This is a genomic window from uncultured Sphingomonas sp., assembly GCF_913778135.1.
Classification (GTDB): Bacteria; Pseudomonadota; Alphaproteobacteria; order Sphingomonadales; family Sphingomonadaceae; genus Sphingomonas.
This window is the reverse complement of record NZ_CAJYVU010000203.1, coordinates 1-3266: the sequence shown is the minus strand read 5'-3', so window position 1 is coordinate 3266 and position 3266 is coordinate 1. Positions and strand designations below refer to the sequence as shown.

General features: G+C 64.8%; 4 protein-coding genes and 1 tRNA gene. 2 read left to right on the top strand and 3 right to left on the bottom strand.

The window, feature by feature from the left end; all coding sequences use genetic code 11:
- Positions 1-1297 (bottom strand): replicative DNA helicase (locus QZ847_RS16985; RefSeq protein ID WP_294358929.1); only part of this gene is annotated, 1297 nt, incomplete at its 3' end.
- Positions 1298-1415: 118 nt separating this feature from the next.
- Here QZ847_RS16985 and QZ847_RS16980 point away from each other — a divergent pair.
- Positions 1416-1898 (top strand): UPF0262 family protein, encoded by a 483-nt coding sequence (locus tag QZ847_RS16980; protein WP_294358926.1) that lies wholly within the window; start codon positions 1416-1418, stop codon positions 1896-1898.
- A 3-nt stretch (positions 1899-1901) separates the two neighbouring features.
- Positions 1902-2351: a cytidine deaminase gene (locus QZ847_RS16975; protein ID WP_294358923.1), complete on the top strand. Its 450-nt coding sequence runs from the start codon at positions 1902-1904 to the stop codon at positions 2349-2351.
- Positions 2352-2627: 276 nt separating this feature from the next.
- On the opposite strand, the gene QZ847_RS16970 is transcribed toward QZ847_RS16975, so the two are convergent.
- Both QZ847_RS16970 and QZ847_RS16965 read right to left on the bottom strand, forming a co-directional pair.
- Positions 2628-2714: transfer RNA gene (locus tag QZ847_RS16970), tRNA-Leu, on the bottom strand.
- A 79-nt stretch (positions 2715-2793) separates the two neighbouring features.
- The gene (locus QZ847_RS16965; RefSeq protein WP_294358920.1) at positions 2794-3147 is read right to left on the bottom strand and encodes a PilZ domain-containing protein; all 354 of its coding nucleotides are present in this window, start codon (positions 3145-3147) and stop codon (positions 2794-2796) included.
- Between the last annotated feature and the right edge of the window lie 119 nt (positions 3148-3266).

The window sequence follows — 3266 nt, the reverse complement described above, 5'->3', positions numbered from 1 at the left end:
TGGCGGCGACGTAATAGTCTTCGCGGAACACGAACCACACCATGTCGGCGTCCTGCTCGATCGAGCCCGATTCGCGCAGGTCGGACAGCTGCGGGCGCTTGTCCTCGCGCTGCTCGACCGCGCGGCTGAGCTGCGACAGCGCGAGCACGGGCACGTTCATGTCCTTCGCCAGCGTCTTCAATCCGCGGCTGATTTCGGAAATTTCCTGCACGCGGTTGCCGTCCGACGATTTGCCCGACCCCGACAGAAGCTGGAGATAGTCGATCACGACCAGTCCGATTTCGTTGTTGTGCCGCCGCTGAAGGCGACGCACGCGGGTGTGGAGCGAGCCGATCGAGAGCCCGCCGGTGTCGTCGATGAAGAGCGGCAGGTTCTCCAGCTCGGCGGCGGCGGCGGCGAGTTGCTCGAACTCCTGCTTGCTGATCTTGCCCATGCGCAGCGCTTCCGAGGAGATGCGTGACTGTTCGGCGAGGATGCGCGTGGCGAGCTGATCGGCCGACATTTCCAGGCTGAAGAACGCGACCTTGGCGCCGACCGACTTCGACGGCGGGATGCCGTCGCGCATGTCGTGCATCCAGCGCTGCGCCGCGTTGAACGCGATGTTGGTCGCGAGCGAGGTCTTGCCCATGCCAGGACGCCCGGCGAGGATCATCAAATCGGAATGGTGCAGGCCGCCGATCTTCTGGTTGACGCTGTCGAGGCCCGTCGTGACGCCCGAGAGGTTGCCGCCCCAGTTGAGCGCCTTCTCCGCCATCTTGACGGCCATCGTGCTCGCCTGCGCGAATGACTTGATGCTGTTCTCGGTCGCTCCGTCGGCTGCGACCTTGAACAATTCCTCTTCGGCGAGTTCGATCTGCGCGCGTGGGTTGACCTCTTCGGAGGTGTCCATGGCGCGGTCGACCAGCGTGCGGCCGACCGAGACGAGCGAGCGCAGCATCGCGAGATCGTAGATCTGCTGCGCGAACTGTCGCGCGCCGATCAATCCCGCGCCCGAGCCGGTCAGGCTGGCGAGATAGGCTGGGCCGCCCAATTCCTTCATGCCTTCGTCGGCATCGAACATCGGGCGCAGCGTAACCGGCGTCGCCAGCATATCGGCGGCGCGCAGCGTCTTGATCGCGGCGAACACGCGGCCATGCACGGGTTCGTAGAAATGCGCGGGCTCCAGCCGATCGACCAGATCGTCGGCGAGGCGATTGTCGATCATCATCGCACCGAGCATCGCCGCCTCCGCCTCGACGTTGCGTGGAAGCTGAACGGGCTCGACCGGAGTCGGCTGCGGGAATGCCAATGTCGCCATTGCGGCGTCATACCCGCTCACAGCGTTCACCGAAACCGGGCGATCGGTGAATGGTGGTGATAACCCGCCTGCTGCCAACACGTTGTCGCGCGAACGCTTCGTGGCTATCGACGCGAATATGGCCTATCCGCGGATCATCGACATCCAACTCGACGAGGGCACGATCCTGTGGCGATCGGCCGATATCGAGCAGGAACGTCGGATCGCAATCTTCGACCTGATCGAGGAGAATCACTTCGCGCCGCAGCGCGCCACGCCCGACGATTATGCCGGACCGTACCGGGTGCTGCTGTCGGTCGAGGAAGGCCGGCTGGTCATCCAGATCAAGCGCGCCGACGACACGCCGATCGAGACGCTGATCCTGGGTCTCGCGCGTTTCCGCCGCCCGATCCGTGATTATTTCGCGATCTGCGACAGTTACTTTCAGGCGATCCGGCAATCGACGCCGGCGCAGATCGAGACCGTCGACATGGCGCGGCGCGGCATCCACAACGAGGCGGCGGAACTGCTGAAAGAGCGACTGGACGGCAAGATCGAGATCGATTTCGACACCGCGCGGCGCCTGTTCACCCTTATCTGCGTCCTCCACATCAAGGCCTGAACCATGTCAGATGAAGCAACCCGGCTGATCGCCGCCGCGCGCGAGGCAGCGCGCCACGCGCACGCGCCCTATTCGCGCTTCGCGGTCGGCGCGGCGGTGCTGCTGACCGACGGCAGCGTGGTGAGCGGCGCGAATGTCGAAAATGCGAGCTATGGCCTGTCGCTGTGCGCGGAAACGGTCGCGATCGCGAGCGTGAGTGCATCGGGGCGGCTGCGCGAGGTGGTCGCGGTCGGCGTGATCGGCGGCGCGATGGATGCGCAGGGACAGGCAACCGGCAGCGATCCGGTCAGCCCGTGCGGGCGCTGTCGCCAGGTCATCAACGAGGCCGCGCAGATGAGTGGGCGCGATGTCGCGGTCTATTGCGGGGGCGCTGAGGGCGAGAAGATCGCGCGCTATCGCCTCTCCGAACTGCTCCCGGCGGCGTTCGGCCCTGCGGACCTCGGCATCGGCTGAAAAGTCACAAGAGTCTTACCCCAACGCAGGTGCGCGCGCCTGCGCGCGGGCGCGCACGGAAATGATGATAAAGAGCGCGATCGCTGTGACAGGCTGACGGCGTGTAGGACAGCGGCAGATGAAGCGCGCACATACCGACGCAAGGCGAGTGTGATGCGATTCAGATGTCGCGTTGTGAAGCACCGATATGACCGCGCGAAACGAACGAACATCGTCCTCACTGCCCAGGCAGTCGACGATCAATCACGGGTAAGTAATTAAGCAAGCCACCGAAGGTGGTACGGGCGGTCGGGCTCGAACCGACACTCTGTCTCCAGAACCAGATTTTGAGTCTAGCGCGTCTACCAATTCCACCACGCCCGCGTGGGTGGCGCCCCTGTGACAGGCTATTTCGCGCACGTCCAGATGGTTTGTGACGCGGCGCATGCGACCGCCGTCGCGATCAGCGTTTGAACGCGCTTTTGCCGAACCGCTTCACCGTCGGCTGTGCATCCCCGGGCGTCTTGCGCGCACGCTGCGGGTCGATTTCGCGGTCGAATGCGACGCCGGCGCGACCCTCGATATGCCACGCGATGCGACCGGCGATCCAGCCCAGCCCGCGCACCTCGACCTCGACGTCCCCTTCCGGCGCGACCGGATAAGGCAGCTCCACCATCAACCCACCCGCGGACAGGTTGCGGACGCGAACGTCGACCGGCTGATTACCCGGCGTGCGCATTTTCGCGAGCAGAAACAGGCTGTCGCGACCGCGCGTCGCGCCGGCTCCGGCGTTTACGCCAGGGTCAGCTTCGAACACGCCTTTTCCCAAATGCTCCATCAACCCCACCGCTGTCGGTCCGATCGCCGGCCTAGCCCGCCGGCAGTAAAGAACCGCTTACCATGCGGTCGGTTCGATCAGGCGGCTGTTCAATCGTC